Origin of the sequence: Pelotomaculum propionicicum (genome assembly GCF_004369225.1) — a bacterium.
Lineage (GTDB): Bacteria > Bacillota > Desulfotomaculia > Desulfotomaculales > Pelotomaculaceae > Pelotomaculum_B > Pelotomaculum_B propionicicum.
On the sequence record NZ_QFFZ01000008.1, the window covers coordinates 44,136 to 70,168 of the forward strand.

The 26,033-nt window shown below is 49.9% G+C and carries 30 protein-coding genes, 1 riboswitch and 1 other annotated feature; of the genes, 25 read left to right on the top strand and 5 right to left on the bottom strand.

The annotated features are described in order from the left end of the window. Positions 1-5: 5 nt before the first annotated feature. Both Pmgp_RS05540 and Pmgp_RS05545 read left to right on the top strand, forming a co-directional pair. Complete coding sequence (locus tag Pmgp_RS05540) at positions 6-251, top strand: 4Fe-4S dicluster domain-containing protein (protein ID WP_134213042.1); 246 nt, start codon at positions 6-8, stop codon at positions 249-251. A 99-nt stretch (positions 252-350) separates the two neighbouring features. Next, entirely contained in the window at positions 351-542 is a 192-nt protein-coding gene (locus Pmgp_RS05545; protein WP_192902802.1) for a sigma factor G inhibitor Gin, read from the top strand. Here Pmgp_RS05545 and Pmgp_RS05550 read toward each other — a convergent pair. Then, positions 497-763 carry a hypothetical protein gene (locus Pmgp_RS05550; protein ID WP_134212980.1) on the bottom strand — a complete coding sequence of 89 codons (267 nt, stop codon included), beginning with the start codon at positions 761-763 and terminating at the stop codon, positions 497-499. The genes Pmgp_RS05545 and Pmgp_RS05550 overlap by 46 nt on opposite strands. A gap of 187 nt (positions 764-950) precedes the next feature. Between Pmgp_RS05550 and Pmgp_RS05555 the strand changes: the two genes are divergently transcribed. The 6 genes from Pmgp_RS05555 (at position 951) to rsmI (ending at position 6,489) form a co-directional block, all read left to right on the top strand. Beyond that, positions 951-2,390 (top strand): aminotransferase class I/II-fold pyridoxal phosphate-dependent enzyme, encoded by a 1,440-nt coding sequence (locus Pmgp_RS05555; RefSeq protein ID WP_243119741.1) that lies wholly within the window; start codon positions 951-953, stop codon positions 2,388-2,390. A gap of 11 nt (positions 2,391-2,401) precedes the next feature. Next, positions 2,402-3,052, top strand: a complete 651-nt coding sequence (gene tmk, locus Pmgp_RS05560; protein ID WP_134212982.1) for a dTMP kinase — start codon at positions 2,402-2,404, stop codon at positions 3,050-3,052. After that, positions 3,021-4,046: a DNA polymerase III subunit delta' gene (holB, locus tag Pmgp_RS05565; RefSeq protein ID WP_134212983.1), complete on the top strand. Its 1,026-nt coding sequence runs from the start codon at positions 3,021-3,023 to the stop codon at positions 4,044-4,046. The genes tmk and holB overlap by 32 nt, the downstream gene beginning before the upstream one ends. A gap of 28 nt (positions 4,047-4,074) precedes the next feature. Then, positions 4,075-4,953, top strand: coding sequence for a PSP1 domain-containing protein (locus Pmgp_RS05570; protein ID WP_134212984.1), 879 nt, complete (start codon positions 4,075-4,077; stop codon positions 4,951-4,953). Continuing rightward, positions 4,953-5,285: an initiation control protein YabA gene (locus Pmgp_RS05575; protein WP_134212985.1), complete on the top strand. Its 333-nt coding sequence runs from the start codon at positions 4,953-4,955 to the stop codon at positions 5,283-5,285. Before Pmgp_RS05570 ends, Pmgp_RS05575 begins: the two co-directional genes overlap by 1 nt. A 343-nt stretch (positions 5,286-5,628) precedes the next feature. After that, positions 5,629-6,489: a 16S rRNA (cytidine(1402)-2'-O)-methyltransferase gene (gene rsmI / locus Pmgp_RS05580; RefSeq protein ID WP_134212986.1), complete on the top strand. Its 861-nt coding sequence runs from the start codon at positions 5,629-5,631 to the stop codon at positions 6,487-6,489. Positions 6,490-6,540: 51 nt separating this feature from the next. Here the strand turns inward: rsmI and Pmgp_RS05585 are convergent, their stop codons facing one another. Next, positions 6,541-6,795 carry an AbrB/MazE/SpoVT family DNA-binding domain-containing protein gene (locus Pmgp_RS05585; RefSeq protein ID WP_134212987.1) on the bottom strand — a complete coding sequence of 85 codons (255 nt, stop codon included), beginning with the start codon at positions 6,793-6,795 and terminating at the stop codon, positions 6,541-6,543. A gap of 188 nt (positions 6,796-6,983) precedes the next feature. Then, positions 6,984-7,241: a binding site (T-box leader), on the top strand. Positions 7,242-7,298: 57 nt separating this feature from the next. Here Pmgp_RS05585 and metG point away from each other — a divergent pair. The 7 genes from metG (at position 7,299) to Pmgp_RS05620 (ending at position 14,055) form a co-directional block, all read left to right on the top strand. Further along, positions 7,299-8,846 (top strand): methionine--tRNA ligase, encoded by a 1,548-nt coding sequence (gene metG / locus Pmgp_RS05590; protein ID WP_153189189.1) that lies wholly within the window; start codon positions 7,299-7,301, stop codon positions 8,844-8,846. 158 nt (positions 8,847-9,004) lie between these two features. Continuing rightward, positions 9,005-9,772: a TatD family hydrolase gene (locus Pmgp_RS05595; protein WP_134213045.1), complete on the top strand. Its 768-nt coding sequence runs from the start codon at positions 9,005-9,007 to the stop codon at positions 9,770-9,772. Positions 9,773-9,846: 74 nt separating this feature from the next. Beyond that, entirely contained in the window at positions 9,847-10,383 is a 537-nt protein-coding gene (cobO, locus tag Pmgp_RS05600; RefSeq protein ID WP_134212988.1) for a cob(I)yrinic acid a,c-diamide adenosyltransferase, read from the top strand. 51 nt (positions 10,384-10,434) lie between these two features. Further along, a complete protein-coding gene (locus Pmgp_RS05605; RefSeq protein ID WP_134212989.1) occupies positions 10,435-10,857 on the top strand; it encodes a UPF0158 family protein in 423 nt (140 codons plus the stop codon). A 611-nt stretch (positions 10,858-11,468) separates the two neighbouring features. Beyond that, positions 11,469-12,488 (top strand): resuscitation-promoting factor, encoded by a 1,020-nt coding sequence (locus Pmgp_RS05610; RefSeq protein WP_134212990.1) that lies wholly within the window; start codon positions 11,469-11,471, stop codon positions 12,486-12,488. A gap of 123 nt (positions 12,489-12,611) precedes the next feature. After that, on the top strand, positions 12,612-13,502 hold the full coding sequence (rsmA, locus tag Pmgp_RS05615) for a 16S rRNA (adenine(1518)-N(6)/adenine(1519)-N(6))-dimethyltransferase RsmA (RefSeq protein WP_134212991.1): 891 nt from the start codon (positions 12,612-12,614) through the stop codon (positions 13,500-13,502). A 73-nt stretch (positions 13,503-13,575) separates the two neighbouring features. Continuing rightward, positions 13,576-14,055 (top strand): ribonuclease H-like YkuK family protein, encoded by a 480-nt coding sequence (locus tag Pmgp_RS05620; protein WP_134212992.1) that lies wholly within the window; start codon positions 13,576-13,578, stop codon positions 14,053-14,055. Positions 14,056-14,360: 305 nt separating this feature from the next. On the opposite strand, the gene Pmgp_RS05625 is transcribed toward Pmgp_RS05620, so the two are convergent. Beyond that, entirely contained in the window at positions 14,361-15,173 is an 813-nt protein-coding gene (locus Pmgp_RS05625; RefSeq protein ID WP_134212993.1) for a glycosyltransferase family 2 protein, read from the bottom strand. Positions 15,174-15,304: 131 nt separating this feature from the next. On the opposite strand from Pmgp_RS05625, the gene yabG reads away from it, so the two are divergent. The 9 genes from yabG to Pmgp_RS05675 all read left to right on the top strand — a co-directional run bounded on the left by yabG (position 15,305) and on the right by Pmgp_RS05675 (position 24,003). Beyond that, complete coding sequence (gene yabG, locus Pmgp_RS05630) at positions 15,305-16,198, top strand: sporulation peptidase YabG (RefSeq protein WP_134212994.1); 894 nt, start codon at positions 15,305-15,307, stop codon at positions 16,196-16,198. A gap of 136 nt (positions 16,199-16,334) precedes the next feature. After that, a complete protein-coding gene (locus Pmgp_RS05635) occupies positions 16,335-17,339 on the top strand; it encodes a chymotrypsin family serine protease (protein WP_134212995.1) in 1,005 nt (334 codons plus the stop codon). 2 nt (positions 17,340-17,341) lie between these two features. After that, complete coding sequence (locus tag Pmgp_RS05640; RefSeq protein ID WP_134212996.1) at positions 17,342-17,758, top strand: hypothetical protein; 417 nt, start codon at positions 17,342-17,344, stop codon at positions 17,756-17,758. A gap of 99 nt (positions 17,759-17,857) precedes the next feature. Continuing rightward, positions 17,858-18,271 carry a FliH/SctL family protein gene (locus tag Pmgp_RS05645; protein ID WP_134212997.1) on the top strand — a complete coding sequence of 138 codons (414 nt, stop codon included), beginning with the start codon at positions 17,858-17,860 and terminating at the stop codon, positions 18,269-18,271. Positions 18,272-18,472: 201 nt separating this feature from the next. Next, positions 18,473-18,707: riboswitch (cyclic di-AMP (ydaO/yuaA leader) on the top strand. Positions 18,708-18,712: 5 nt separating this feature from the next. Continuing rightward, positions 18,713-20,122 (top strand): CAP domain-containing protein, encoded by a 1,410-nt coding sequence (locus tag Pmgp_RS20205; protein ID WP_243119742.1) that lies wholly within the window; start codon positions 18,713-18,715, stop codon positions 20,120-20,122. Between the two features lie 170 nt (positions 20,123-20,292). Continuing rightward, the gene (locus Pmgp_RS05660) at positions 20,293-21,831 is read left to right on the top strand and encodes a DUF3794 and LysM peptidoglycan-binding domain-containing protein (protein WP_134212998.1); all 1,539 of its coding nucleotides are present in this window, start codon (positions 20,293-20,295) and stop codon (positions 21,829-21,831) included. 26 nt (positions 21,832-21,857) lie between these two features. After that, positions 21,858-22,937 (top strand): SPOCS domain-containing protein, encoded by a 1,080-nt coding sequence (locus Pmgp_RS05665; RefSeq protein ID WP_134212999.1) that lies wholly within the window; start codon positions 21,858-21,860, stop codon positions 22,935-22,937. Between the two features lie 120 nt (positions 22,938-23,057). After that, positions 23,058-23,354 (top strand): YbaB/EbfC family nucleoid-associated protein, encoded by a 297-nt coding sequence (locus tag Pmgp_RS05670; protein ID WP_134213000.1) that lies wholly within the window; start codon positions 23,058-23,060, stop codon positions 23,352-23,354. Between the two features lie 19 nt (positions 23,355-23,373). After that, positions 23,374-24,003 carry a hypothetical protein gene (locus Pmgp_RS05675; RefSeq protein WP_134213001.1) on the top strand — a complete coding sequence of 210 codons (630 nt, stop codon included), beginning with the start codon at positions 23,374-23,376 and terminating at the stop codon, positions 24,001-24,003. 218 nt (positions 24,004-24,221) lie between these two features. On the opposite strand, the gene Pmgp_RS05680 is transcribed toward Pmgp_RS05675, so the two are convergent. Further along, a complete protein-coding gene (locus tag Pmgp_RS05680; protein WP_134213002.1) occupies positions 24,222-24,527 on the bottom strand; it encodes a hypothetical protein in 306 nt (101 codons plus the stop codon). A gap of 275 nt (positions 24,528-24,802) precedes the next feature. Here Pmgp_RS05680 and Pmgp_RS05685 point away from each other — a divergent pair, with 275 nt between their 5' ends. Next, positions 24,803-25,249 carry a DMT family transporter gene (locus tag Pmgp_RS05685; RefSeq protein WP_134213003.1) on the top strand — a complete coding sequence of 149 codons (447 nt, stop codon included), beginning with the start codon at positions 24,803-24,805 and terminating at the stop codon, positions 25,247-25,249. On the opposite strand, the gene Pmgp_RS05690 is transcribed toward Pmgp_RS05685, so the two are convergent. Beyond that, on the bottom strand, positions 25,239-25,961 hold the full coding sequence (locus Pmgp_RS05690; RefSeq protein ID WP_134213004.1) for a ZIP family metal transporter: 723 nt from the start codon (positions 25,959-25,961) through the stop codon (positions 25,239-25,241). The two genes, Pmgp_RS05685 and Pmgp_RS05690, sit on opposite strands and share 11 nt — an antisense overlap. Positions 25,962-26,033 lie beyond the last annotated feature (72 nt).

Below are 26,033 nucleotides of genomic sequence, written 5' to 3' on the forward strand. Positions count from 1 at the left end.
TGTCACTGGAGTTTAAAGGCAGGACGCTGGAGCTGGACAAAGGTTTCTGGACCTTATTCCCCGGTCTATGTAAGGGCTGCGGGCTATGCGTAGAAAAGTGTCCTGTTGATTGCATTGACTGGAGCGATGTGCTGGGAGTTTACGGTACTCCCTCGGTAAAAGCGGACAACAGGTGTATCGCCTGTGGTGTCTGCCAGAACGTTTGCCCGGATTGCGCCATCAGAATTGACAAAAAGAAGAACAAAAATTGAGACAGCCCTTAAGCTGCAGTCCCTCTCACCAAACCACGGTGCGCTTCATATTTTAAATCAAGATTTTTTAAGCAATCTGGCTCCGGGTGGTGAAAGCTGGTGGCTGTAGAATCATCTGCCTGTATCCTTTGCCGGCGATTGAGCCGGGACGACAAGAAAGGCCTGTGTTTAAGAGGCAATTATATCTGCCCCGCCTGCGAGGCGAGAATTATCTCCCTTACCAGGAATGATCCGGATTACGATATTTATATATCTGGGCTGAAAAAAATCTGGGCGGGGTTTAGCGCGTGAGCATCGGGACGCTGCTTTCTCTGGCTGAGGCGAATGTACCTGTGAGCCAGTTCCAGGTCCTGTTTTATTGAATTGATAGTGGACAATCCAAGGCCTGTTTTGGTCGAGATTTCTTGATCCGAGATGCCGTGTTTCCAAGCCCTGATCAGTTTGCCGACGTTGGTGCGGTATTTTCTGGACAGGGTTTTTTCGTCTATTTTATCAGGAAAATAACCGATCACAAGTACCACCCCTCTTTTTTAAAAAGTTCATTTTTGATATTTTAGCCCGGTTTAGTTCATCTATAAGATTAAACTGCTGGTAAAATTGCAGGGTATACTTGGAAACAGCTCTTCTGTTATGATAAAATTAAGTTTCAGTAAAAGCTGTATTTTTTTAAAATTATTGCAAGCGGAGGTTTTTATTTTTTTGCGCAGGAGGCAGGACAGGGCGCCCCTTTTTGAAGCCCTGGTAAGACACAACGCTAAGAACCCGGCTGGTTTTCATATCCCCGGCCACAGGCAGGGCCAGGCTCTCCCGCCAGAGCTTGGAGAGCGGGCAATTTTTGCTTTTGACCTGACTGAACTGCCGGGACTGGACGACCTGCACAACCCACATGGGCCCATAGCCGAGTCCCAGGCACTGGCGGCGGAAATCTATGGCGCCGACAGGAGTTTCTTTCTTGTCAACGGCACTTCTGTCGGCATCCAGGCACTGCTGACCGCGCAGGCAGGGAACAGGGAAGTGATCGTGCCCAGAAACGTCCACCGCTCGGTGCTGGGCGGCCTGGTTATTGCCGGCGCCGACCCTGTGTATGTTTTGCCGGAAATCATGCCTGGTTTTGAAGTTGACTGCGGCGTGCCGCCCCTGAGGATCCGCCAGGCGCTGGAGGGTCACCCGGGCGCGGCCGCGGTCCTGGCGGTGTGTCCCAACTTTTACGGTGTGCTGTGTGACCTGGACGGGCAGGCCTCTGCCGCGCATGAGGCGGACAAGCCGGTTTTAGTGGACGAAGCGCACGGCGCCCACCTGCGGTTTCACCCCGGTTTGCCGGAAGATGCCATGGCGGCTGGCGCGGACGCCGCCGTCCAGAGCACTCATAAACTGGGGGGCTCGCTGGGCCAAAGCTCCATCCTGCATTTAAAAGGTGAAATTGTGGACAGTGACGCGGTCGCCGCGGCTTTGCGGCTGCTGCAGACCACCAGCCCTTCCTACCTCCTGATGGTTTCCCTGGACCTGGCCAGGCGGCAGTTGGCCGTACAGGGCGAATACCTTCTTGATAAAACTCTGGCGCTTTCCCGCTATACCCGCGAGCGGCTTGCCGGGATTAAAGGCCTGCGTGTGCTGACTGAAGAAAACTTGCCGGAAGGCTTTTTAAGGCTGGATCCCACCAAGCTGGTTATTTCAGTGCGGGGGCTGGGCCTGACCGGCTTTCAGGTCAGCGGGCTGCTGGCCCGGCGCTATCATGTTTTTGTGGAAATGGCGGACGCCTGCAATATAGTAGCTTTTGTTTCAATCGGCTCAACCAGGGAAGAGTGTGACGCGCTGGCAAGTGCTCTGGAAGATATCGCAGCCAGGGATAAGCTCCCCGCCGCGGCGGTATTGCCTGGCGCCCCGGCGGGTTTCAAAAAAAGGATGAAGCCCCGGGAAGCCTGGTTTGCCAGGTCGCGGCAGGTGCCCCTGGCTGAAGCCAGGGGAAGGATCAGCGCTGAAACGGTGGCAGTTTACCCGCCCGGTATTCCCGCTGTTAACCCGGGCGAAGAAATAACGGCGGAAATTCATGAATACCTGACACTGGTCAGCAGGATGAGGCTGCCCTGCCAGGGGATGTCCGATCCGGCATTAAAAAGTATAAAAATTGTGATAGAATAGGACGTAGGTTGATGAAAGGGAAGTTTATCGTCTTTGAAGGTATCGACGGGTCAGGCAAGACCACTCAGCTTAACCTTCTGGCAGATGATTTGAGAAGCCGCGGCTTCGCAGTGTTAAATACCAGGGAGCCGGGCGGCACCAGGGTGGGAGAATTAATCAGGGAAATCCTGCTCGACCCGGCATACGGCGAGCTGGTTCCCAGGGCTGAAGCCTTGCTTTACGCGGCTGCCAGGGCCCAGCATGTAGCCCAGGTAATTTTACCCGCGCTGCGTGAGGGCAGGATTGTGCTCTGTGACCGGTTTCTGGACTCAAGCCTGGCCTACCAGGGATTCGGGCGGGGCATTGAGGTAGGGCTGCTGGAGCGGATCAATGAACCGGCGACGGATGGCCTGGCGCCGGATTTGACGATTATCCTAGATTCCGGGATTGAGGACGGTATGGACCGGATCAGCCTGTCAGGGCGGGACGCTGACCGGATTGAACGGGAAGCGCGCGCGTTTCACCGGAAAGTCCGCTCGGGTTACCTGGAACTGGCCGCAAGGGATCCGTCCCGCTACAGTGTGGTCAACGCCAACAGGCCGGTTGGACAAGTTTACGCGGATGTTCTGAGGGCAGTGGAGGAAATTTTAAATGCTTCTCCTGAAAAAGGCAGCGGGACATAAACAAGTTGTAAGAATGCTCAGGAATACCGTCTCCCAGGGGCGGGTGGCGCATGCCTATCTTTTTGCCGGTCCCGAGGGAGTCGGCAAGGAGACAGTCGCCCTTTCCTTTGCCCGGGCCTTGCTCTGCTCCAGTTCCGCCGACGGGGACGCCTGCGGTGTTTGCCGGTCGTGCCGCCAGGTGCGAAGCGGCAATCATCCCGACTTTTATGCCTTGGGCCCGGACGGCGCATCGATTAAAATCGAACAAATCAGGGACATTCAGCGCAAGGTGCCTTACCGTTCTTACCAGGGCGGCCGCAAGATTTTTTTAATCCGGCAGGCCGAAACCATGACCGGCCAGGCGTCCAACTGCCTGTTGAAAACCCTGGAGGAGCCCCCGCCGGATACTGTGTTCATTCTGATTACCGCAAGGCCCCAGCTTCTTCCCCCGACAATTCTTTCACGCTGCCAGCAGGTTTTTTTTAAAAACATCCCGTTGCCGGAATTAGTTGAGGGTCTGGTTAGGCTGCACGGTATGGCTGAAGAAGACGCGCTGCTGCCCGCAGCCCTCTCCGGCGGAAGTATGGGCAAAGCTTTGGCTTACACATCCGGGTCTTACCAGGAGAAGAGGCAGGCGGTTTACAAGTTGCTGCAGGCACTGAGTGAAGCGGGACCCTGTGAGGCTCTGGAAATGGCTGAAAAGGCCGCGGAAAGCAGGGAGAGCGCTTATTTTACCCTGGAAATACTATCCTGCTGGTACCGCGACCTGATGGTGTACAGGGAAACTGGCGAAGCCGGACTGTTGTTCAACCATGACCATACCGCGCTGATCAAAAGCGAATCGGAACGATTTGAGACCCCCGCTCTTTTGGAAATAATAGAGAGTATAGAATCCGCCAAAGGCAAGGCAGAGACCAACATAAACACCAGGCTGATCCTGGAGGCCTTGTTTTTGAAGCTGGCCGGGTTTGCTTATAACTACAAAAAATTACCGGGAACACTGAATTATACTTAAGAACATGATCTGCACCAGGGAGGGATGAATGCCGGTGGAAATAACAGTTGTTGGAGTACGCTTTAAAAAAGCAGGAAAAATTTATTATTTTGACCCCGGCGAAAACTCGCTGGCGCCCGGCGACGGCGCCATAGTGGAAACCGCCAGGGGAGTTGAGTACGGGCAGGTGGTTGCCGGCCCTCTTAAAGTTAGAGAAAATGAAGTGGTGGCGCCGCTTAAAAAGGTAATCCGGAAGGCCACGGAACAGGATCAGGAACAGCTTTTGCTCAACAGGGAAAAGGAGAGCAGGGCTTTTCAGGTAGGTTTGGAAAAAATCGCGGACCATAACCTGCCCATGAAACTTGTGGGGGTTGAACAAACCTTCGACGCCAATAAAATTATTTTTTACTTTACAGCTGACGGGCGCATTGATTTCCGGGAGTTGGTCAAGGACCTGGCTTCCGTCTTCAGGACCCGCATTGAACTGAGGCAGATCGGGGTACGGGATGAGGCCAAGATGATCGGTGGACTGGGCTGCTGCGGCAGGGTTCTCTGCTGTTCCACCTGGCTGTCGGATTTCGCTTCAGTTTCCATACGCATGGCCAAGGATCAAAACCTGTCCCTCAACCCGACCAAGATTTCAGGTATATGCGGCAGGCTGATGTGCTGCCTCAAGTACGAAAACGAGTCTTACGAACAGGCCAAAGAAGATTTTCCGGAGATCGGCAGCCTGGTAGTGGCGCCTGACGGGGAAGGAAAGGTTGTGGCCATCAATATTTTTAAAAACAGCCTTAGCGTTGAATTAAAAGAGAGTAAGATCGTAAAGGAATATCTCTGTGAGGATATAACACTGAAAGAAGGCCAGGCCAGGAACTGCAGGGGCTGTAAGAAAGAGCCCGCTGAGCAGGCCGGCGAGGAGACCGTTTAATGCAATCATTGTTCAAATTGACCAGGGAAATGGAACTAAAACTGCATGCTCTCCTGGCTGAGGTACAGGAGTTGAAGAATAAAGCGCAGGAACTGGAAGAAGAAAACTCCCGGCTCAGAAAGGACCTGGCCGCTCTTTACCGCGAGGGCTTAGGCGGCGACGGAGCAGATTCGGGAGTCCCCCATAAAGGCTTTTTTAACCTGCTTGGTCTGTACGACCATAATTTTCATATCTGCAACGCTTATTTTGGCCGCAAGCGCTCAGGCGATTGTCTTTTCTGCATGGCCTTCCTGAGAAAAGAGCAAGAACCGCAATTGGGCAGTGGGACGTGAGATTTGGGAAGTGAGAAATGAGACGTGAGATGTGAGGCCTGGGTATTCCTCTTGGGTCTTTAAGTGCAACAATAGGCACACAATAATTGTAGGTGCGAATTATTTGGGTAGTGGGACGTGAGAAGTGAGAAGTGGGACTGCATGATAGCATCAAGGGTCAAAGACCATAAGACATATAGGTATCACCTGCAATTTCAGTAGTTATATGTTGGACGGTTTTAACCCTAAAGGATAACTTTATCTCACGTCTCACGTCCCAAGCCTCACGACCCAACAGGAATGCAGGATATACCCACGTCCCACGGCTCACGGCCCACCTCCCCAAATGTGAGGTGACAAACCTTTGACTGAAGCCAAAAATGGTGTGCTTTACTTATGCGCCACACCTATCGGCAACCTGGAGGATATAACTCTCCGCGCGTTAAGAGTGCTGCGGGAAGCCGACTTGATCGCCGCGGAGGATACCCGCCACACCCGTAAACTGCTCAGCCATTACCAGATTCATACACCGCTTACCAGTTACCACCGGCACAACCGGAAAAAGAAGGGTGACTACCTGCTTGAGCTGCTTGCCGGCGGCAAAAGTATTGCCCTGGTGTCAGACGCCGGAATGCCCGGGGTTTCCGACCCCGGATCGGAACTGGTGTCAGGGGCTATAGAGCAAGGGTGTGATGTGATTCCAGTTCCCGGCCCCAGCGCCGGCATAACCGCCCTGGTGATTTCGGGCCTTCCCACAGAGCAGTTTGTTTTCACCGGCTTTCTGCCCGCAGCTAAAAAAGCACGGCGGGAAAAATTAGAGGAACTCCGCCGTCAAAGGGGGACACTGATCTTCTATGAAGCGCCGCACCGCCTCAGGGAAACACTGGAGGAGCTTATTGCGTCGCTTGGCAACCGCCGGGCTGCTGCTGCCAGGGAATTAACCAAACGGCATGAAGAAGTTATCAGGGGCTTTCTAACTGACATGGCGGAACATTTTAAGTCAAACGAACCCAGAGGGGAATTTACTCTGGTGGTGGCCGGGGCCACAGGTGAAGAGCGGAATTTGGAAGATGAAGCAATTTGCCCCGGGCTCAGCGTGCCTGATCACGTATTTGCCCTGGAAGCCGCGGGCATGGCCCGCAAGGAAGCGATTCGCGAGGTCGCACAGCTGCGGGGTCTGCCGAAGCGAGAGGTTTACCGGGCGGTACTTGATGAAAGAAGTTAAATAAGCGCAAAAAAAAAGAGAGACAGGAAGTCTCTCTCATCTATTAGTCAGTTACATTGCTTTGGCGTTTTCAAACATAGCCGTGGCACATTCACGGCAGACCATTTTATTCTTGTAGTGTTGGACGTCGGATGCATTGCCGCAGAAAACACAGGCGGGCTCATATTTTTTGAGGATGATCTTTTCCGCATCAACATAAATTTCAAGAGCGTCTTTTTCGTCGATGCCTAAAGTCCGCCTGAGTTCGATAGGGATAACTACCCTGCCGAGTTCGTCCACTTTTCTGACGATACCAGTTGATTTCATATTCTATCCCTCCCTTGTGACAAATTTCGACAAGAAAATAATATTTTTTGCAAGTAAATGGTACCAGCGATTCCATTAAAAGTCAAGTAGTTTTTGTAAAAATCTACAATAATTTTGTGCGTTATCCAGAAACTTGACAAAAATAGGACCTTCATTTAGAATCAGGTTATTGATTGTTAAAATGTGTTTAAATGGCGATGAAGAGGAAGAGTAAGCCGGATGATTACCCGGACAGAGAGCGGGGACAAGGTGGAAGCCCGCCGGGGAAAGCAGGCTGAACATGGCCTTCGAGCCGCGTGGCTGAAATATCAGTAAGCCGCGCCGGGTTTAGCGCCGTTACCAGGCTAGGGTATCGGGAGCAGTTCCCCGTGCCTGATGAGGCCCGATCCGTTATGGGGTCGGGTGAAAAAGGGTGGTACCGCGAGGAGTTAAACTTCGCCCCTGTTCAAACAGAGGCGGAGTTTTTATTTTCGATTAATTTCTTTAAGAAAGGGCGATCAAACATGAGCAAAGGAACATTTTACATCACTACACCGATTTATTACCCAAGCGACAACCTGCATATCGGGCACGCTTACACCACCGTGGCGGCAGACGCCATGGCCCGCTTCAAAAAGCTGACAGGTTTCGATACCCGCTTTCTCACCGGTTCGGATGAACATGGACAGAAGATTGAAAGGGCGGCCAAAGCCAAGGGAGAGTCTCCCAAGGAGTATGTGGATAAAATCGTTGCAGGTTTTCAGCATCTCTGGCAACAATTGGAGGTGGACTATAACGATTTTATCCGTACCACTGAACCCCGCCACCAGGAGGTGGTATCTAAGCTTTTTGAGAAACTGTATGACCAGGGTGACATTTATAATGCCAGCTATGAGGGCTGGTACTGCACACCCTGTGAAGCTTTTTGGGCCGAAAGCAGGCTGGAAGAAGGCAATTGCCCGGACTGCGGGCGGCCGGTGGAACTGCTGCAGGAAGAAAGCTACTTTTTTAAAATGTCAAAATACGCGGACCGCCTGTTAAAACATATTGAAGAGCATCCGGAGTTCATCCAGCCTGTTTCCCGGCGCAACGAGATGGTCAGTTTCATTAAAAGCGGCCTGGAGGACCTTTGTGTTTCCAGGACGACTTTCAACTGGGGTATTCCAGTGCCCTTTAATCCCAAGCACGTAATCTATGTCTGGGTGGATGCCCTTACCAACTATATCTCGGCCCTGGGCTACGGCACGGAAGATGACAGTCTCTTTAAAAAATACTGGCCTGCGGATGTGCACCTGATGGGCAAGGACATCGTACGCTTCCACAGTATTATCTGGCCTATGCTGTTAATGGCCGCGGGCTTGGATCTGCCGAAGCGGGTGGTAGGTCATGGCTGGCTTCTTTTAGACAGCGGCAAAATGTCCAAATCCAAGGGTAATGTGATCGACCCGCTGGCGCTCATTGATAAATACGGTGTGGATGCCATCCGCTATTACCTGCTCCGGGAACTGCCTTTCGGGTCAGATGGCTATTACAGCGAGGAAGCACTGATAGAAAGGATCAATAAAGACCTGGCCAATGACTTTGGCAATCTGGTAAGCCGTTCCATAGCCATGGTGGAAAAATACTGCAAGGGCACAGTAGAACCTCCGGGAGCGCCTGAAGGGCCTGACCGGGAACTTATCGATCTGGCTGAGGATACACCTGCCGTTGTAGAAGAATGGATGGATAAAATGGACCTCTCCAATGCTCTGTCTGCGATCTGGCGCCTGGTAGGGCGGGCCAACAAATATGTTGACGAGTCCGCGCCGTGGGGGCTGGCCAAGGACCCCGCCAAGCGGGAGAGGCTGACCACGGTTATGTATAACCTGGCAGAGAGCCTGAGGTTTATTACCGTTATGGCCGCGCCCTTTATGCCCAAACTGCCGGCCAGGGTCTGGGCCCAGCTGGGCCTGGAGGACCGCCCCGACCTGCAGACCTGGGAATCTCTGAGTTGGGGCAAACTGCCCGCCGGCACCGTCGTCAAACGCGGCGAGGCCCTGTTCCCGAGAATAGATACTGCGGGTAAGAAGTAAAACAAATTGACAGGATTTACGGGATTAAATGGATTTACAGGATTTTTTAATAATTATTATAGAAGTTAAAAATAATAATAAATCCTGTTAATCGGTTTTTGAATCCTGTTAATCCTGTCTGGTTGTTTTAAAATTTCAAAAGGGAAAGGTGTAATATGATTCTGTTTGACACGCATGCCCACCTTGACGATGAAGCTTATGACCAGGACAGGGATGAGATGATCCAGCGTGCCAGGCAAGCTGGCGTAAAACATATAGTAAATGTGGGCTTTAACTTTGAGTCGGCTTACAGCTCAATTAAGCTGGCTGAAAAATACGACTTGATTTACGCGGCAGTGGGGTTTCATCCCCATAATGCCACTGAGGCCGCTACCGGTTACCTGCAAGAACTTGAAGAATTGGCTGCTCACCCAAAGGTAGTGGCGCTGGGTGAAATGGGCCTGGATTATTACCGTGATTTATCGCCCCGCCCGGTGCAGCAGAGAGTGTTCAGGGAACAGCTGTCTCTGGCTAAAAAGGTGGGGAAGCCTGTGATTATTCATGACCGTGAGGCCCATGGCGATCTCATGGACATCTTGCGCCAGGAAGGTTTGGGGTCTGCCGGAGGGGTTATGCACTGTTATTCCGGCAGTTGGGAGATGGCCAGGGAATGCCTGGCGATGGGGTTTTATATTTCAATCGCGGGGCCAGTCACTTTTCCCAAGGCCCCCAGGTTAAAAGACGTGGCTGCCCGGGTTCCGGCAGACCGCCTGCTGGTTGAGACCGACGCCCCTTATCTGACTCCCGTGCCGCACCGGGGCAAGAGAAATGAGCCGGCCTATGTTTTTTATACAGCTGAAGAAGTCGCCGGGCTCAGGGGTATGGAAACTGAAGATTTAGCACAGATGTGTGCTGAAAACGGCAGGAGATTATTCCGAATTGCTTGAATAATGTACCTAAAGCAGAAAGATTTAATCTGGTAACACGGGTTTGGAAAAAGGTGTGTAAAGGAGGGCAATTGATGGGTGAGAAAAGAAACGGTTTGATTCTGGTAAACACCGGCAATGGCAAGGGTAAAACCACCGCTGCTTTAGGAATGGCTTTCAGAGCCTGGGGGCAGGGGATGAAGGTGTTGGTACTCCAGTTTATTAAAGGAGGCTGGAAGTACGGTGAATTGAAGGCCGCTGAAAAACTCGGCCCTAACTTTGAAATGCGCCAGATGGGAGAGGGTTTTATCAAAGGACCCGGCGATCAGTCCCTGGAAGAACACCGTCAAGCCGCCCAGGAAGCCCTGGAGGCAGCCAGTGTCGAAATTTCCTCCGGTAAATATGACCTGATCATTCTTGACGAGATCCTGTATGCTGTTAATTACGGGCTGGTCTCACTGGACGATGTACTTGGCCTGATGAAGAAGAAACCGGAAAGTCTTCACCTTGTTCTGACCGGCCGCAACGCTCCCCCGGAGGTTATTGAACGGGCGGACCTGGTTACCGAAATGAAGGAAATAAAACACCACTACACCAAGGGTATACCCGCCCAGAAAGGGATAGAATTTTAGATTAAAAGGTATTCCCACGGGAACGCATTTATCTAGGGGAGGGTAGAGTTAATGCGCCAGGTAGCAGTAACGTTGGCATGGATCATCAACGCTTTTGAGAACAGCAGCAAGCACTCTGAATACTATGTTGACCTGCAGACAGGTGACGTTAGATATTTTTCACCAATGGATTTTCCCGAGCATGAAGACACTATGAAAAAGCTTGACAAACAACCTGAACGTTTCGTCAGGCTCCCCAAGCTCGAAAAAGAACTGTCATTAAAGATTAAGCAGGACTTTATCGCTGGACTGGATGATGCGAATTTAAAAAAACAGCTGGAAAATGAACTTGAGGACATCAGGTTCAGGCGGGTATTGATGGACTACGAGGAGGAACGCCGCAAATGGTACAGGTTCCAAAACGAGAGGTATACGGAATTCCTAAAAAAATGGTTCGGGGAAAAGAATATAGAACTGGTTGAAAAATCGATGTGAAAAGCGTACCGGGCGCCGGTTTTAAGCACCCGGCTTTTTTTTGTTTAAAAATTATATCGTTGGCTCAGTGTAAAGATAAAACAAATTGACAGGATTAACAGGATTTTAGAAGATTAACAGGATTATAAAATCGATTTTTTAGAATTCTTATTTGCAAAAGTTTTTTTAAGACAACATTAAAAGGTTTCAATATTAAATGAATAATAATTATAAGTCTTCATTTGTTTATAGAATCCTGTAAATCCTTATAATCTTGTAAATCCTGTCAATTTGTTTATTGAAAGAAGACTTACAAGACAATCTTAAGGTGTTACTGAGTAAATGGAATAATCATATTTTGCTTTAAAATTTGCCTTACATTTGCTGGATGGCTATAGGACGGACAAGGTTTCTGGAATAAGAGACAGGCAGGCGATAAAAAGCGACAAAAATAAACCCTACCCAAAACCGCCAACTTGTAGTAAAATATAAGTGTGTTAGCATACTATCAGCACAGGTATCAGGACAGCATTTGAAAGGCACAACAGCAGTAAAATATGCAAATGGAAGGTGAAAAGATAAAAGGCTTACAAACCTAAGAAGTGCCGGACCTGTTGCAAAGGAGGCATTTGATGAGTTGGCAAGTATTATTGGAAAGGTTTTTGCACAAAGGGAATAAAAGGCCGGGCAAGTTCCGGATACACAGGTTTTCAATGCACCTGGCATTGGCCGCGCTTGTACTGACAGCATGTCTGCTGGGCTGTTACGCCTGGTTAAACAAAAATGTCACACTGGTTGTGGACGGCAGGGAAACCAGGCTCAACACCTTTTCCCGTACAGTCGGCGGGGTCTTGAAAGCAAACGATGTAGTGCTGCTGGAGAAGGATCTGGTTGTACCACCGGTAGACACATCAACAAAGAAGGGTATGGTTATATCAGTTAAAAGCGCGCTTGATGCGAATATAGCTCTGGACGGGCAATTTTTGCAGGTTAGGACGCAAAGTCAAACAGTAGGCGACCTTCTAAAAGAATACGCGATAGAACTGGGGCCGGACGACGAGGTTCAGCCTGAGGCGGGTGCTCCCGTCGAACAGGGTATGAATATCCTGGTGGCCAGGATTGGCACATCAACAGAAATAAAAGAGGTTGCTATTGATTTTGAGACGGAAAGAAAGTATACCACTCAGCTGCCGCAGGGCGCTACCCGCGTTGCCCGGGAAGGTCAGGCGGGGTCCGAGCGGCAAACCTGGCTGGTTACATACAGGGACAAGGTTGAGATAGGCCGCCAGTTGCTGTCAACTGAGGTTATTTCAGAAGCTGTAAATAAAATCATTATGGTCGGCAGCGGCCTGGTAGTGTCAAGGGGCGGCGAGGATATCAGGTATTCTGAAGCTCTTGATATGTTAGCATCCGCCTATTCCTACACCGGTTACAACACATCCAGCGGAATAGAGCCCTATTACGGGGTTGTCGCGGTTGACCCCAACCAAATCCCGCTGGGGACCAGGCTTTACGTGGAGGGCTATGGTTATGCCACAGCGCTCGACCGGGGGAGCAGCATCACCGGAAACAGGATCGACCTGTTTTTTGAATCACAGGAGGAGGCGCTCAGCTGGGGCTTGAGACATGTTAAAGTATATGTTTTAGATTAGAGCGTAAGGCCGCAAGGCCTTTTTCTTTTGCCTTTAATCGGGAATAATAAAAGGTAAACATTTGCATTATGTCGAACATCAAGGGAGTTATATTTAGAAACAGCTGGAACAGGGGGGCAGGGGGTGTTTGAAGCTATATCGCCGGCAGTGGTACGCGCCGTAATGCAGCGCTTCGGGCTTTCTTGCCGCAAGAGCCTCGGACAAAACTTCCTGGTTGACTCAAATATTATCAATAAAATTATAGCCGCGGCAGAACTGACCGCTGCGGACCTGGTTGTGGAAATTGGCCCCGGTTTGGGCGCTTTGACCGGGCGTATAGCCGGCAGGGCCGGCAGGGTGCTGGCTGTGGAAGTGGATAAGGGGCTGCTGCCGGCCCTGTCGGAAATGCTGGCAGGGGCGGGGGTTATAGAAGTCATTGAGGGCGACGCCCTAAAAATTGATTTTGACCGGCTGGTATGGGAAAAGACAGGGGGAGAATTTGGCCGCGGCAGGGGAAAGTATAAATTAATGGCTAACCTGCCTTACTATATTACCAGTCCACTCATCATGCACCTGCTTATGAATCATTTTAATCTTTCTATGATTATTGTCATGGTCCAGTTGGAAGTAGCGGCCCGCATGACAGCACTGCCCGGAACTAAAGCTTATGGCGCCTTAAGCCTGGCTGTTCAATATTTTACCGAGCCTAAGATGCTTTTTCGGGTTCCCAGGACGGTTTTTTTTCCGCAGCCTGATGTCGACTCGGCGGTGGTCCGCCTGTCGGTAAGGCCGTCACCTGCTGTGCGGGTGGCCAGCGAGGAGGAGTTTTTCAAAATAATCAGGGCTTCTTTCGGCCAGAGGCGCAAAACACTATTAAACTCCCTGACAGGCTCCAACCTGGGCCTGGACAAGGAAAGCTTTCTGCGTGCGCTCAAAAAATCCGGGATCGACCACGCCCGCAGGGGTGAAACTTTAAGCCTGGCGGAGTTTGCCGTCTTAACCGGAAATATTATGGAGCTAAAGGGAGAAGTTTGACAAGTAGTGTTGATTAGTAATATTGTATTAACAGCAGCAGGTTGGTGTATGGGTAAAGGATAGAGGGGTGAACATGTATTTTACCAGCCCTTCCAAAGGAAAAATGGATTTTGAGGAAATGATGGCCGATATTATCAGGTATATCAAAGGCCTGCCGACTTCGGCCTATAAGATTATTATCGGCTCAGACTCCATGGTGAAAAACGATACCTGCTTTATTACTGCCATCGTAGTCCACCGGCTGGGTAAAGGAGCACGTTATTACTACCATAAAAAAATTCAGCGCAAAATTAAAAGCCTGCGCCAAAAAATATTTTATGAGACCGCGCTGAGCCTGGAAGTGGGCGGCCTGGTCCACAAGTACTTTGCAGATTTCGGGTTTGACGACCTGGACGACCTAAATGTGGAAATCCATATTGACGTAAGTGTGCACGGGGATACCAAAAACCTGATCCGCGAAGTGGTCGGCATGGTCACCGGCAGCGGCTTCAGGGCCAAAATCAAACCCGAGGCCTACGGCGCATCCACCGTGGCAGACAAGCACACCAAATAAACCCCGGCTGTACCATGAGCCGGAGTTTTTATATCAGAGATAGAAGTAAGATAATACTAAGTCCATGGTGTTGAAACAAGCTGCTCCATTGCGCAGCGTCGTAAGTGAACTCAGCGAAGCTAAGGTTGCGAAATTGGATGAGCGGACAAGGATGTCCGCGAAAGCCTGAACTGAGCCAGGACGGCGAATTGAAGGCGGTCCAATTTCGCCCGAAGCGAGCTGGAAGTTCACTCGACGCGGAGCAGAGGAGCCAAGCGGGTTTCAACACCATGGACGACTCTAGATGCAAACTGACCTCGGCTGTACTAAGAGCCGGGGTTTTTGTATTTCCCCTGGCAGAAGTCTTCCAGCAGGTCCCAGCGCCGCTGGGGGTGGTAGCCGTTGTATTCCACATCGTTGAAGATGCGGCGGCGCTTTTCATTCCGGAAAGCATAAAGCGCTTCCGCACAGTCACCTATTATTGTTTGGGCGATCAGTTCGGAATGGACGGGGTCTTTGTCGGGTGAACCAAGCGCCTTATGGGGTATAGTGGTGCCCACGATAATTTTTAAGTTTTTCTTAACAGCCAGCCCCAGGGACACTGGCGGTATGGCCAGCTCCCGCAGGGGGACGGACTGGAGCAGGCGGCGTGAGACAGCGTGCGGCCCGTGGCTGGGTGAAGCCGCTCCTATGGAGCCGTTAAGGCCTATAGCCTTGTTTAACTTAGTGCGGGCGTTTAATACCTCGAAGGCGAGGCTTGAAAGACTGGCCTGGTACTCTCCGGGATAACAGTCAGTCAAAGCCATATCGGCGCCATTTCCCCATAGTTTTGCCACCAGTTCTCTTAAGTTCCCCGCGATATTTCCGTTCATATCCCCGTCGACGAAAAGAACCGCTGTCGCTCCTCTGTCCAGGGCAACCTTCGCACCTACCGCCCTCGGGATGTCGATACCCAGTGGTTCAATAAATTCAAGGGGCAGGACCCGCGGCGATTTGATTTGCCGGATAATGCTGCCGGAATTATCACTGCTGCCGTTAATAACAGGGACAATCAGGTCTGAGGGTAAGGATAACAAGGTTTCAAGCGTTTTCTTCACGCGTTTCTCTTCATTAAGAACAGGGACCACGGCTGCAAGCATTTTATATTTCCTTCCAAAAGATTTCTCTTTAATAACTAATATATGGAAACCCTTGTAAAAAGTTACCGTAGTCATACACAACCTAGATTGTCACTTTCATATGATATAGAAAAAAACAAGGGGTTTTAATAATGGGAGAGATAAAAGTAGGAGATGTGGTTGGCAGAAAATCTTATAACAAGGATATTTTCTTCAAAGTTATGGATTTAGTTAAAGATAACGTCGGGAAAAAACACTGCCTGCTCAAAGGCATTCACTACAGGCTTTACGCCAATGCCCCTTTGGAAGACCTGGTAAAAATAGAATCAAGTGAACTGGCCTTTTACCTGCGGGAGCATACGATTAAAAGCAATGAACATATGGGCCGTATTTTCGCAAGGCGGCAGAAGGACAGGGAGTTCATTTTAGGCAGGGCGGCGAAACAGGGAGAAAACGATAAAAACAATCCCAATAACCTGGACGGCTTCGATGTGCCGGGGGCAGTTTTGCATATTGACGGGGACGCCGATTACCTGGATCTTTGTTTAACCACATATAAACAGCTTAGCATACCGGCCAACGGCTACAATATTGAAGAAGAACAGCAGCCCAAAGTGGTGGAGTCCCTGCTGAAAAAACACGCCCCGGACCTGCTGGTGCTGACCGGACATGACGGGTTCATCAAGGGCAAGACTGACTTCAGTGACATCAGCAATTACTATTCGTCAAGTTATTTTGTTGAAGCAGTTAAAGCTGCCCGCCAATATGAAAAAAGCAGGGATGACCTGGTTATTTTCGCTGGCGCGTGCCAGTCGCATTACGAGGCCATCCTGAACGCGGGCGCAAACTTCGCGAGTTCACCCCAGCGTGTTATGATCCACGCTTACGACCCGGTGTTTGTGGTTGAAAAAATAGCTTATACTTCCATTTATGACCCTATTTCCATTAAAGACATTATTGCCGGGACGATCACCGGCTTTAACGGTATCGGCGGTATGGAAACCCGCGGCAAATACCGTATGGGCATACCAAAATCCCCTTATTAGGCCAAGTACCCCTTTTTAGGGTCCTGCATATGATGTTGTAGGACTTTGGAATGGGGACAACGGCTAAGGGGACATATCATTGTCGGAGGAGCGCCCCCGGCTAAGAATGTCCCCAATTTAAAAGGGGGATTTGCTTATGGATCGATATTTCAGGGCGCTGAAAAAGACCCGGGGAAAACTGCTTGGCCTCCAAAATGTTGTTGGTGTCGGGATTGGTTACAAACATATTGGAGACAAAAGTACAGGCGAACCGGCATTTGTGGTTTATGTTGAAAAAAAAATACCCTCCGCTGATCTTACCAGGGGCCATATTGTGCCTGAGAAAATCAACGGCCTGGCTACCGATGTGGTGGAAATCGGTGTGGTTAAGATGCTTGATGTGCGAACCAGGCGCGAAAGGCCCTGCCATCCGGGTGTGAGTATCGGACATTACAAATCTACTGCCGGCACGCTGGGCGCTATAGTTAAAGACAAGGCCACCAAGGAATTAATGATACTCTCCAATAATCATGTGCTGGCCAATGGATCAAGCCTGCAGAAACCCAGGGCTAAAATAGGCGATCCTATTCTGCAGCCAGGTCCTTATGACGGCGGTAAAATGGAAGACCGGGTGGGTACACTGTACCGTTATGTTCCTATAGAAAAACATGTGTCCAAATCAGAATGCCCGGTGGCGCTGGCTATGGCCAATGGCGGCACCAGGCTTCTCAACCTGGTTAAAAAGGATTACGAGGTGCGCTTTTATAAGCGGTTTAAGGGTGAAAATACGGTTGACTGCGCTCTGGCCAAACTTGATTCTTCCAGTCTGGCCATGGCCAGTATTCTGGAAGTTGGTGAAATGCGGGGGGTTGCGGAGGTTAAACCAGGTGACAAGGTGGTAAAAAGCGGCAGGACTACAGGTATTACCAGGGGTGTGGTTAAATCTACCGGTACAACTTTACAGGTGGAAATGGAAGAAGAGGAGAAAGTATGGTTTTCTGATCAGGTTGTATCAGATATGAATTCTCAGCCTGGCGACAGCGGTGCTCTGGTCCTGAACGAGGGCCAGGAAGTCGTGGGCCTGTTGTTTGCAGGCTCAGATAAGCTGACAGTGTTTAACAGGATCAGCAATGTTATTAACCGCCTGAATATAGAGTTTTAGTTATGATGTACCGGCCCATAGTCTCAGGAGACATTGCTTTAACTTTTCTTGGAGAAAATATCCCTGTAATCGGCCCCAGATTTAAAAACAGGGATGAGGCTATAAAAACAGCCCGCCATTATCTGGAAGGGATTAGGGAATTAACCGGCTTAACCCGTAAAACACCTGTAAATATTGAAATAAAGAAACAGAAAGACGGGAGATTTTCCCTTGTGATGGAAGGCATCTGTCAAACATGGGGGGAGCTTTATAACCTCGATGAACTTTTTTTAAAAAGGTTTTGCAAGGGGTTGAAAAAGAAACTGTTTATATTAACCTGTTTCGTGGAAGAAATTGATGGTCTGGAATGCCTGGTTCTGACAGAAGGGCTGGGTGCGGTTTTTTACGCGCCGGATTATATTAAAAAGTGGCGGTCTTAAAATGCGGCACAAGTATATTGAAAAACCCCCGGGCTTGTCTCCCGGGCCTTATTTAAGCCTTGCTGCTAAAAGAATAAACAGTCGGAAAGGGCGGTGACCATGGGTAAAAATATTTCAGGGGACCTTGAGTTAGGTGCGGCCTATGGTCCGCAGGATGAGCAAGAAACCCTGGCAGACAGAAAAAAGGCGGAAGAAGAGGCTTACCGGTCAGGCAGGAATACAGGCTATCACCAGGGGTACTGCCTGGGGTTTGAGTCTGGGTATGAAAAAGGCTATTCCGAGGGCAGCACCCTCGGGTATAATAATGGTTTCCTGGCAGCCCTGGGGCTGGGTGAGGACAGCCCCGCCCCAGGGAAAACACTTGAAATTTATGTTATCCAGGCTCTGCAAAAATTAATCGTCCAGGGGCAGGCCAGGCTGCTGCTTTCAGGCTGTGCCGCCCAAGAAGCGAAAATACTGCTGAAACTGGTGCAGATAGATGCCGCTGTAGCTAAAAAAGGATTGAAAATTTAGATTGTTAATATTTAACACCCTTCACTAATTTTAAGTGAAATCTAATTTCCACTAGAACACGGCCAGTTCTGTTTATAATATCCCATATCCGTTAAATTTACCGGCTTTGCCAGACTGAACTATTTACGGTTATATTAGGCTTGTACAAAAATTACCTTTGTACAAGCTTTGCTTTTTCCGAATTCAGCAACTGGTTGCTTAATCAAAAAAAAGCCGAATCCTAAAATCACTTAGGTACGGAGGGCCCAATTTCAGGGGTGAATCCATTTGGTCGTTTGTCGTTGGACGTTGGTCGTTGGGCTGCTTGTTGGAATTCGCTTTAGCGAATTCCTTCTATCCACCAACCACTAACCACCAACCACCAACCACCCAAACGGTAGGGTTGTCTTTTACCGAACCCGTCAGCTAACTCCGGAGGCTAAAAAAGAAAGGGGAAGTGTTATGAGATTCCGTTCGAAGAGTATTACGACTGGTTTCATTGTTACCATTTTCCTTTTTCTGTGCTTTTTATCTTTAGGCTTCATGGCCCCTGCCAACGCGTCCGCTGCGGCCACAGCGGACGAGCAGCAGATGCTGAGCCTGATTAACCAGGCCAGAAGCAGCGCCGGACTTGATCCCCTGGTGTATGACGCGACCCTCTCGAGCCTGGCCCGGGCCAAAGCTATGGATATGGCTACCAACAACTATTTCAGCCATACTTCACCCACTTACGGTTCAGCCTTTGACATGTTGAAGAAAGCTGGTATTCAGTACCTCTACGCCGGCGAAAACCTGGCCAAAGCATCTTCGGTGAGTTCGGCCCACAGTGCCTTGATGTCTTCCAGCGGTCACCGGGCAAACATACTCAGCAAGAATTTTGACAGGGTTGGTTTGGGAATTGTTACCCAGGGTTCCAGAAAGATTGTTGTGCAGATGTTTACCGGCGGACAAAAAACCGTTGCCACTACTCCGACAACCACACCGACAACCACACCGACAACCACAACAAGTGGTTTGAACGTGGACGAGCAGACCATGTTTAACCTGATCAACCAGGAACGTGCCAAAGCGGGATTAAAACCTCTGCAGATAGACATGACCCTGGTTAAGTTAGCCCGGCTGAAAGCTCAGGATATGATTGACAAGGGCTATTTCAGCCATACCTCTCCCACTTACGGGTCGCCTTTTGACATGATGAAGTCGTACGGGGTCCGGTACAGCTATGCCGGGGAGAACCTGGCGGGGGCAGGCACGGTACAGAGCGCCCATACCAACCTGATGAATTCGTCAGGACACCGTGCCAACATTCTCAACACCAACTACACTAAAGTGGGAATTGGTGTAGTGAGCGGCGGTCCTTACGGCAAGATGTTTGTTCAGATGTTTATCAAGCCCCTGACAACAACGACGACTACACCAACAACACCAACGACACCAACAACACCAACGACACCAACAACACCAACAACACCAACCCAGACTAACAGCGGGTTGAGCGCGGACGAGCAGACCATGTTTAACCTGGTCAACCAGGAACGCACCAGCGCGGGGTTAAAACCCCTGCAAATAGATATGACTCTGGTCAAACTGGCCAGAATGAAAGCTCAGGATATGATTGACAAGGGCTATTTCAGCCATACCTCTCCCACTTACGGGTCGCCTTTTGACATGATGAAGTCGTACGGGGTCCGGTACAGCTATGCCGGAGAGAACCTGGCGGGGGCGGGCACGGTACAAAGCGCTCATACCAACCTGATGAATTCGTCCGGGCACCGTGCCAACATTCTCAACACCAACTACACTAAAGTGGGGATTGGTGTGGTGAGCGGCGGTCCTTACGGCAAAATGTTTGTTCAAATGTTTACCGGGTAAAAAAATGGCAAAAACATATCACAATTAACAAAAAAGGTTTAATTAGTAATATAAGGAAGAGGACTTAGGTCCTCTTTTTTTGTTTTTTGCATGGTTGGCTACACTTTTTGGTACTTTTTCGTATCACACTCATATATTAGTATAGAAAAGTTTTGAAAGGAGGATTAAGTATGGCTGAAACCGAGCGGCTTAAAGTCCATATGGTTCAGGGTGAAAATAGAGTCCAGGCCGTAGTCAGGGGACAGATCGAAGTTCCGGAAGCCAAGCCGGACGTGGAAAAGATCCTGTCCAAGGAAGCCAAGGCCAAAGTAAGAGATGTCAGCATTGTTCCAAATAAGGTTATTGTCAATGGGACCTTGACCTTACAGGTGACGTATGTTGCCTTTAAGCCGGAGCAGTCTGTCAACTTTTTTCATGACAATGTAAACTTTACCACCTCTTTAGACGTGACGGGCGCCGGGCCAGGGGATGACTATGATGTCGAGTTTACAGTGGAGGATGTGAGCCTGACACCGAGTTCCAGAAACCCTCGTAAGTTTGATGTTGCGGCTGTGCTCAGTGTTTTTGTTAAGGTTACCGATGTTGACGAACTGGAAGTCCTCACAGAAACACCCGCCGGCAACAAAGCACTGGAAACACAGGACATCACAGTGGAGCACCTGATCGGCGAAAAGGAAACCAAGCAGGTTATTGTCAGCGACAGGTTTGACATGCCTGAGGAAAAACCAGATGCGGAAAGAATTTTAAACACCGAGGCTAGAGTCGTAATTACTGATAAAAGAGTGATTGCCAACAAGGTTATTGTTGAGGGAGAGGTCAGGCTCCAGGTGCTGTATGTTGCCATGGAACCCGAGCAGTCAGTTCACGACCTGCACCACACCATAAAGTTCAGCGAATTTGTGGAGGTCCCCGAAGCCGAGGCGGGGATGAATGTCCAGGCATACGCCGAGGTGGAAAGCGCTGATGTTGGCCTGATTGTTGATCCCGCTCTGTTTGCGGATGTAATTATCAAACTTACTGTTTTTGTAACAGAAACCAGGACCTTGAGAGATGTGCCGACTGAGCTTGAAGACGAAGAGGGTTATGAGAGGATCCGGCTTAAAGTTGAACAAGAGATCGGGTCCGGTGAAACCCAGGTGGTCCTAAGAGAAACCACCGAAGTTCCCGAGTCAAAACCCGATGTTACGAAGGTCCTGGAAACCAGGGTCGATAGTACCGAGGTTACAGAAACCAATATTCTAAGTGGCAAAGTATTGATCAGAGGCACAGTCGATGTGGAGGTCGTTTATGTTGGTGAATGCCCTGACCAGGCTGTCCACGCCCTGCACCAGCGTCTTAATTTCCGTACATTCGTAGTGGTTGAAGGCGCCAAGCATGGTATGAATGTAAAAGTAAAAGTTGAGCCGGAGTATGTCAATGTAGATCAGGTCAACACAGACCTGCACACGGAAGTGGTATTAAGGGTTACAGCCACAGTTTGGGAAATGTCCCAGCCTTATGTATATACGCCGGCCGCGGTGCCGACCGTGACTCCGTCACCATGCCCGCCAACTGAATATACAGTTAGGGCAGGCGACACCCTCAGCTCGATTGCGGCTGCCAACAGGGTTACTGTTCAGATGATATTGGATATAAATCCTGATATCACCAACCCGGATGTAATAAGCGTCGGCCAGGTAATCAAGATACCCTGCCCCGCTATGGGTTAATAAATTTTAAAGGAGGTTTAATTAGCATGCCCGTTCCTTCACAGTTTTTCTTCAGTGAGACCCAGCCGGTTCAGTGCATTGAAATCAAGGTTCCGGTAGTTATTGAAGCAGTGGATATTGAACAAGTGGTGGACAGTACCATCACCCTGCCGGAACTAGCATTGAAAGTAGATCATATCACCGCATCTGTCCGGGACCTGCAGGGTACGCCGGTGTTTGTCGACCAGCTTGCATCCGGTGATATTGTATTAGTTCCCACAGTAAGCCCGGAGAGAGAAGTTTATGTAAAAAAGGTTATTGTCAGCGGCACCATCCATAAACAAATATTCTATGTGAATAAGAATAATGAGGTCAAACACTTTGCCGAAGACCTTCAGTTCACCAAATTGCAGGAACTGAGCAGAATGATCAAGGTTAAAAACAGGGATGATGTGTTTATCCAGTTTCATAACATCGATGTGGACATTAACTGGGAACTGCCGCGGGCCAGCCGGCTGCACCAGACTTCTGTAGTCCAGGTTACCGCCAAGGTTTCTGAGGACCGTCAGATATTTGTGCAGGTCTGCCCGAGCCCGAAAGTTTGCCCGGCCGGCACCCGGCTCAGGGACGGCGGCCTGGAGGGGTGGGCGGATCCGTATCATCCCATTTTCTGGGGCGCCAGCAACGTACAGCAGACCACATTTGCGCACTCCGGCACCTATGCGGCTGAAATCGGCATCCTGAACCCAACCCTGCCTGGGTCTTTGTTCCAGATGACCTCCAGCGGGATAGTAAGCGGGCGCCAGTACCGCCTCAGCTTCTGGGTGGCTGAAGATGTAAATCCATTGGGGGCTGCTACCGCGGTTAGCGCTTTCAACTTGACTGCTGAAGTTGTGTTCTTTGACAGTATGGGTGTCCAGATCGGGATTGGCTCGGAGAGACTGGACAGCACCGGTATCCCTGACGGCGCCTACACCATGGTCCAGTTTGTCACGCCGGTTACCGATCAAAACGTGCAAAGCGCCATGGTACGTTTCTCCTTTATCCCGGCGGCAGGCAATACCAACACTGTCAAAATCGATGACGTGGTGCTGGAATGTACACCTTTAGCCACCAGTCAGTTCTAAATATTTATATAATGAGCGAAAAAAGAAAGCTGTTGCAAAGCTGTTGCAAAACAGCTTTCTTTTTACACCTAAAACTCTTTTAATTTTTTTTACATTATTGAGAGGAAGGGAAAGAAAAAGATGAATATGGGCCCTATCCTGGCTGAAATACAGAGGCTGCAGCAGGGTTTGCAAAGTATGACAATCGAGACCAGTGAAGGAGAGGGAGCTGTTAAAATTGTGATGAATGGCTCCCAGGAGGTTTTAAATGTTTCATTTGATCCCGCCGCGCTGAGTCCGGACAATATCGCGGCACTGCAAATCATGACTGCAAGCGCGTTTAACAAGGCAATTACAGCTTCAAAAGATATGATCAAAACAGAAGTTGTTAAAATCACTGGCGGCTTAAATCTCCCCAATATTCCGGGTTTATTGTAAAAAGCAAGGAGTGATCTGTTTGGCGGAAGAAATTAAGGGTGAAGTCATGCCGGGGGAACATGTAATCAGGCTTTTGGAGCAGTCATCCAAGTATGGGCTGGATCAGGAAACAATGCTTATTTACATCAACTCGGTAAATTTAATGAGTATTTTAAGCCTGTTGGGCCGCCGTTACGGGGTTAAATCGAATTTCTCCCTGCCAGTGCCGGTCTCGCTGCCGGCGCTGCCGGCACTGGTGCAGGGTCCTGCGCCGGCGGCCGCGGCGCCTGGAGCGGCGCCAGCGGTAGGCCCGGCATTGGAAAATATGATGGGTACACTGATGAAGGCGCTGGGAGGCCAGGGCGCTGGAAACTCGACTGCGGGGCAGGGTATAAACATGTCCTCTCTTTTGAATTTATTAAGCGTTTTGGGGCAGAATGTTGATTTAGGCAGCCTGATCAATCTAATGGCGGGTCTTTTAAGTTCAGGTTCAAAGGCAGCAGCCAAACCGGAAGCAGGTTCTGTCATGCCGCCTGCATCACCAGGATCTCCCTTGCCTGCTGCGCCTGAAAGCACCGTTCAGAAAACGCAGGTGGAAGATAAAGCAGTAAAAAGGGAACCCCCAAAAATTATGAAGTGGGATCAGCTGGAAGAACGGAAGAAGGCCTGAATAAGACGTAAGCTACAGGCCGTAAGACGTAGGCAAATTAAGCCGTATGCTAATGGGCATATGGCGTAGGTTTGCATGAAAGTTTAGTAAGTCAGACCCGGGAGGAATGCAGGATATACCTACAGCCCACGGCCTACGACCTACGACCAAAATATTAGGCGCCTCAAAATAGGCGCCCGGTTTTTTATTAGGACCTTGCCATGTTGGGTTATAAGCAGCTACTCCATGCTGTTTTGGGGCGGCATCTGAATCTGCAAGGCAGGATCGGCAGAAACCGCGTCCCCGGAGGGTACGGGTCCGGTCACCGGTTCAGAAACGCTGGCAGGCTGCTTCTGGTTAAGGGGTGAATTGGGCATTACGCTGGCAACTCGTAAAACAGAAGTGTGAAAATTATCAATGCCGCTTTTTATGTTTTTTAGCGATTCCGTTGTCGCCTGTAATATGGACATGATAATCTCCATGTTTTTTTCCACATCAGGGGCGTAAGACATTAAAAATAGCATGGGATTAAACACTTTTTTCAAAGAATCACCTCCAGATTTAAACATCATTTTCAACACCGGCAATTTGTTTTAGAACACTTTATTCTGGCACTCTTTAGAATCATTTTATGTATTGATGTGGTAATCTGTTACAGGGCTGACGGCCTGCAGGAGTTTGTACCCATATTTCATTCTGTGGACAAAGCAGTCCATGGTGTTGCGGCGGCGGCTTGTTACAACACCATGGACTTTGGCCTATCCGGATGCGGAATAAGGAAAGTCCAGGCGGAAAGAATAAAAAAAAGGAGGTTTTGTGTATGCGGTTAGAGGTCTGGCCCCTGTTGATAGCCGCTGTTTCCGGAATTGCCATGGCTGTCCAGGGAACAGTTAATTCCGCTCTGGGTAAAGTGATTGGTTTATGGGAATCCACATTTATTGTACACCTTACAGGACTCCTGCTGACGGCCATACTTCTTTTTATCTGCAGGACAGGCAGAGGCTGTATGGCTGATTTTTTTCAGGCGCCCTGGTATTCCTATACAGGCGGTGTGCTGGGAGTTTTGATTATTTACAGTGTTGTCCTGAGCATCCCCAAAGTTGGGGTAGCGCCGGCAACAACCGCTATTATTCTCGGGCAGGTACTCACTGCGGGTCTTGTGGATCACTTCGGGCTGTTCGGCATGCATAAAATACCCTTCAGCTTATACAATTTGCTGGGCACTCTGATGATGGCCGGGGGGGCCTGGCTGATACTCAAGCAATGAGGTTAAGGGTCAGGATTAATAACAGGCCCCAGATTATGCCGAAGTGGGCGAGAGGTTTGCTGTTGCGCCGTGATTCAGGGACTAGTTCGTGCAGGACGATATAGGTCATAGCTCCGGCGGCAAAGGAGAGGAGGAGGCCGATAAAGGTCCGGGAGGACTCCACCAGTACCTGTCCCACAAAAACACCCAGTGGAGTAACCAGGCTGATCAGCGCGTTAATCGCAAGGACCCGCCTGGCGCTCAGCCCGCCGATCTTTAAGGGCGCCGCTGTCGCCATCCCTTCCGGGATATTATGAATACCGATGGCCAGTACCAGCAGCGGCCCAAGTTTGTCCGCGGCGGCGAAACCGGCCGCGATAGCCAGCCCCTCGGGAAAATCATGCAGGGCGATACCGGTGGAAATCAGATAGCCCATTTTAAGATAGTACCCTTTTTTATTAATAAAGGAGGGTGACAGGGTGTTAAGCCACAAATCCAGAGCGTACATCAGGCCGGTCCCCGCGCAAAAGCCCGCGCAGGCCAGAGGGAGACTGCCATAACGTAAGGATGAAGGCAGAAGGTCGAAGATAATAACGGCAGCCATTATCCCTGCCGCAAAACCCAGCAGCAAAGACAGCGTGCCCGGGCGCAGGCGCCCGCACGATGTCACCAGCAAAGCGCCCAGGCATGTTCCAAGCCCCGCGATTAGTCCCAGCAGTACAATACCGCCCAATTTATCACCATCTCCACAATACTATCTAGAATGGATCTTATTAGGCGATGGTAAAAAATAGACGTAAAAAAT

What these genes read in the sequence shown, in the direction of transcription:
- Pmgp_RS05575 (WP_134212985.1), top strand. Translation starts at nt 4,953, where the DNA reads ATGCAATCATTGTTCAAATTGACCAGGGAAATGGAACTAAAACTGCAT.
- Pmgp_RS05620 (WP_134212992.1), top strand. Translation starts at nt 13,576, where the DNA reads ATGTATTTTACCAGCCCTTCCAAAGGAAAAATGGATTTTGAGGAAATG.
- cobO (WP_134212988.1), top strand. Translation starts at nt 9,847, where the DNA reads ATGGGTGAGAAAAGAAACGGTTTGATTCTGGTAAACACCGGCAATGGC.
- Pmgp_RS05670 (WP_134213000.1), top strand. Translation starts at nt 23,058, where the DNA reads ATGAATATGGGCCCTATCCTGGCTGAAATACAGAGGCTGCAGCAGGGT.
- Pmgp_RS05605 (WP_134212989.1), top strand. Translation starts at nt 10,435, where the DNA reads ATGCGCCAGGTAGCAGTAACGTTGGCATGGATCATCAACGCTTTTGAG.
- Pmgp_RS05660 (WP_134212998.1), top strand. Translation starts at nt 20,293, where the DNA reads ATGGCTGAAACCGAGCGGCTTAAAGTCCATATGGTTCAGGGTGAAAAT.
- tmk (WP_134212982.1), top strand. Translation starts at nt 2,402, where the DNA reads ATGAAAGGGAAGTTTATCGTCTTTGAAGGTATCGACGGGTCAGGCAAG.
- Pmgp_RS05640 (WP_134212996.1), top strand. Translation starts at nt 17,342, where the DNA reads ATGATGTACCGGCCCATAGTCTCAGGAGACATTGCTTTAACTTTTCTT.
- holB (WP_134212983.1), top strand. Translation starts at nt 3,021, where the DNA reads ATGCTTCTCCTGAAAAAGGCAGCGGGACATAAACAAGTTGTAAGAATG.
- Pmgp_RS05610 (WP_134212990.1), top strand. Translation starts at nt 11,469, where the DNA reads ATGAGTTGGCAAGTATTATTGGAAAGGTTTTTGCACAAAGGGAATAAA.
- Pmgp_RS05685 (WP_134213003.1), top strand. Translation starts at nt 24,803, where the DNA reads ATGCGGTTAGAGGTCTGGCCCCTGTTGATAGCCGCTGTTTCCGGAATT.
- Pmgp_RS05645 (WP_134212997.1), top strand. Translation starts at nt 17,858, where the DNA reads ATGGGTAAAAATATTTCAGGGGACCTTGAGTTAGGTGCGGCCTATGGT.
- Pmgp_RS20205 (WP_243119742.1), top strand. Translation starts at nt 18,713, where the DNA reads ATGAGATTCCGTTCGAAGAGTATTACGACTGGTTTCATTGTTACCATT.
- Pmgp_RS05625 (WP_134212993.1), bottom strand. Translation starts at nt 15,173, where the DNA reads ATGCTTGCAGCCGTGGTCCCTGTTCTTAATGAAGAGAAACGCGTGAAG.
- Pmgp_RS05585 (WP_134212987.1), bottom strand. Translation starts at nt 6,795, where the DNA reads ATGAAATCAACTGGTATCGTCAGAAAAGTGGACGAACTCGGCAGGGTA.
- Pmgp_RS05570 (WP_134212984.1), top strand. Translation starts at nt 4,075, where the DNA reads ATGCCGGTGGAAATAACAGTTGTTGGAGTACGCTTTAAAAAAGCAGGA.
- Pmgp_RS05665 (WP_134212999.1), top strand. Translation starts at nt 21,858, where the DNA reads ATGCCCGTTCCTTCACAGTTTTTCTTCAGTGAGACCCAGCCGGTTCAG.
- yabG (WP_134212994.1), top strand. Translation starts at nt 15,305, where the DNA reads ATGGGAGAGATAAAAGTAGGAGATGTGGTTGGCAGAAAATCTTATAAC.
- metG (WP_153189189.1), top strand. Translation starts at nt 7,299, where the DNA reads ATGAGCAAAGGAACATTTTACATCACTACACCGATTTATTACCCAAGC.
- Pmgp_RS05635 (WP_134212995.1), top strand. Translation starts at nt 16,335, where the DNA reads ATGGATCGATATTTCAGGGCGCTGAAAAAGACCCGGGGAAAACTGCTT.